Genomic DNA, 2,701 nt, shown 5'->3' with positions numbered 1-2,701 from the left:
GGTATTGCTGTAACTTTGCCCGCTTAATTGCGGGCTTTTTTATGCCCGAAAAAAACGCACGGTGTTGGCGCGTGGAATTGGGTGGTAGTTAGTGTGCTTAGTCGCCATGTGCGTGATGAGGCCGCTCGACTTAAATTTTGGCGTTGAGTAAATGGCGTAAGTTTATAATATTTAGCACTTGTACTATCGCGGGCGTACGGAAGGATATAATAATGGATTGATTTTGGGGGCTGGAGAAGAGAGGTCGTTCTTATTTTTGTAGTAGCGCTCTGCTGTTTAGGCAGAGCGCTACTACCATTTAGAGTGCTATTTCTTTAACCAGAACTTGTTGGGTGCCGGTGCAGCGCCTAGCTGAATAGCAACGTCCCGGTAATTCCAAAAAGTAGATTCGCGAACGATCTTTCGATTCTGGTAGCAGTGGAAAGTTATGCCGCGGGTTGTGGTCGTCTTGCCAATAGCGGGTAAGCCGAGGAAATCGACATTGTGTTTGCCGCGCCAAATCCACTGCATTACACACCATTCGTCATAGGAGTGGTCAGCGCCCAGAAAGGTGTCCTTAGACCAGTGGTGCCAGTCGGCATCGCTGTAGCCACCGGGATTTTCCATGCGCAATTGCGCGGTGCGGTCACCCGCCATGCCGCCATCATAGCGAAGTACATCAAATTGGTGTTCGCCTGCTGGTGAGCCTTTGCCAAACGGCAAGAAGGCGCGGTATAGCTCGTCTTTGTCTTGTATGGTTTGAAATAAGGTAATGTCTTCAAATACAAAGTCATCGGCATAGTAGTGAACAATTGCCTCGGCGCCGCCGGTATAGAATGTGTCTATCCAATCTTCGCCTGTGGACATGCCCATTCGCCCACTACCATTGAAACCCTGCTTCTTATTGCCAGCAAAGGCGGCACTGGGAGCTAATCCGGCAACGCTGATCATGGCGCCAGCGGTCTTTATAAAGTTGCGGCGAGAGCTGGTTTTTTTTGCGTTAGAAATTTCATCTACTTCGCTATTTAGGAATCCTAGGTGCATGGCTTACCTCATTTGATATGTTATTTGCTTGTTCCAGGAGAGGTGCTATCGGCACCTTATACTTACCTCTCCAGTTTTAATCAAATTGATTTATTAGTCAATAAGTGCGGCGCCTCCTCTTGCTTTGCTTTATTGACTTTTAGGTCAATTAAAGTGTATTTTAACTATAATTATAATGAAATATAGGAGTGGTTTATGGGCGCAATGTCTCCCGAAGTAATGATGGGCGAGCTTAATTTAATTTGGCAACATGTTTTCACATGGGCGAGCTGGGCGATTGTGATTATCATGCTCATTATTGCAGCCAGAATGGGCATTAAACAAAAGACGCCTTTTTACCTGCTTGCTTGTCTTGCTGCCGGACTTGGCGCGTTTATTGAGCCGCTCTACGATGTTGCTTTTGATCTGTGGTTCTACGACGTAAGCAATGGCGTCGCTGGTGCGATGTTCTCCCACTTTACTGCCTTCGGTATAGTGCAGCCAAATTGGTCTCATAGTGGCTATATAATTCTGTATGCTACGGCCTGCCTCTACGCAGGTAAAATGATATACGAAGGCCGTATGTCGACGAAGCTTCTCTTCTTGATATGGCTTGCCGAAATTACAGCGTCATGTGTGTTTGAGATGATCGGCACTGGCATGGGTGTATACACCTACTACGGGCCGTACGTAATGCGGCTTTGGAATTACCCCTTGGTTATCGGCATACTGGAAGGTACGCAGGTAGTTATCTTCACTGTCTTGGCCGTCCAGTTGTGGAGGCGAGTGAGCAGCCAAATAGGTTTGCTAGGCTTAATCATCTTGTTCCCGATGACAATGTTAGGGGCGAATGGCGGCTTAGGTGGTCCGATAATTATCGCGCTACATTTGCCAGAAAGTGAATACAACCAGGCCTTTATTTGGGCGGGAACCTTGATGACGATTGCAATGTGTGTGATCGCAGTGAGAGGCGCGGCACTTTTCCTACCGTCGCGGCCATTAGCGGTCGATAAGCAGGCGAGTATAAGTTAGTAATAAAAAAGGGGCTTAGTTAACTAAGCCCCAAGCACGGTAGCGCGCACTGAGGTGTATGCGCCAACCGGTAATTATGTAATCAAGTATTCTGGATGAACTTGTCGAACTTAATTCGGGCGTTGAACATGCCCTTTCCTTTAAGTACGCCAACCGCTGCATCAATCATAGGCGGTGGGCCGCATAAATAGCCTTCAGCGCCGCGAAGTGAGGTGCAGTGCTTTTCCAATACTTCAGTGACAAAGCCAGTCTCGCCATGCCAATCATCTTCGTCGTCCAGCGCGGAGAGCGCAGGAATAAACTCAAAGCTATTCAATTGGCTCCCTAAGGCCTGAATTTCATCTAAAAAATACAAGTCCTTGCAGGCGCGGGCTCCGTAGAAAAAACGAATATTGCGTGAGGATTTCTCCGCGACCAACTGACTGAGCATGGCCATGATCGGTGCCATGCCCGAACCGCCTGCTACCATAACAATATCTGCAGAGGTTTCTGAAAGCTGAAACTGGCCGTAGGGGCCTCTAACTTCAATGTCGTCACCTACTTCTGCGGTGTTTTTCAAGTAATTACTGAACGCGCCACCAGGAATCAGTTTTACGACTAACTCAACGCGACCGCTTTCATTTGGGGTATTTGCCATTGAAAAGCTACGCCAACTTTCAGCGCTGCC

3 protein-coding genes are annotated in these 2,701 nt (G+C 47.9%); 1 reads left to right on the top strand and 2 read right to left on the bottom strand.

What is annotated here, in order from left to right:
* Positions 1-306: 306 nt before the first annotated feature.
* Complete coding sequence (locus tag ABYT30_RS18160) at positions 307-1,023, bottom strand: twin-arginine translocation signal domain-containing protein (RefSeq protein WP_373097909.1); 717 nt, start codon at positions 1,021-1,023, stop codon at positions 307-309.
* Positions 1,024-1,218: 195 nt separating this feature from the next.
* Here ABYT30_RS18160 and ABYT30_RS18155 point away from each other — a divergent pair, with 195 nt between their 5' ends.
* Positions 1,219-2,034 carry a hypothetical protein gene (locus tag ABYT30_RS18155; RefSeq protein ID WP_373097908.1) on the top strand — a complete coding sequence of 272 codons (816 nt, stop codon included), beginning with the start codon at positions 1,219-1,221 and terminating at the stop codon, positions 2,032-2,034.
* Positions 2,035-2,116: 82 nt separating this feature from the next.
* Here the strand turns inward: ABYT30_RS18155 and ABYT30_RS18150 are convergent.
* Positions 2,117-2,701 (bottom strand): FAD-binding oxidoreductase (locus ABYT30_RS18150; protein WP_373097906.1); only part of this gene is annotated, 585 nt, incomplete at its 5' end.

It is taken from the genome of Zhongshania sp. (assembly GCF_041623545.1).
Lineage (GTDB): Bacteria > Pseudomonadota > Gammaproteobacteria > Pseudomonadales > Spongiibacteraceae > Spongiibacter.
The sequence above is the reverse complement of the archived record's forward strand: the minus strand, read 5'-3'. Positions and strand labels throughout refer to the sequence as shown.

Coding starts and splice junctions, on each gene's coding strand:
- ABYT30_RS18160 (WP_373097909.1), bottom strand. CDS start 1,023: ATGCACCTAGGATTCCTAAATAGCGAAGTAGATGAAATTTCTAACGCA.
- ABYT30_RS18155 (WP_373097908.1), top strand. CDS start 1,219: ATGGGCGCAATGTCTCCCGAAGTAATGATGGGCGAGCTTAATTTAATT.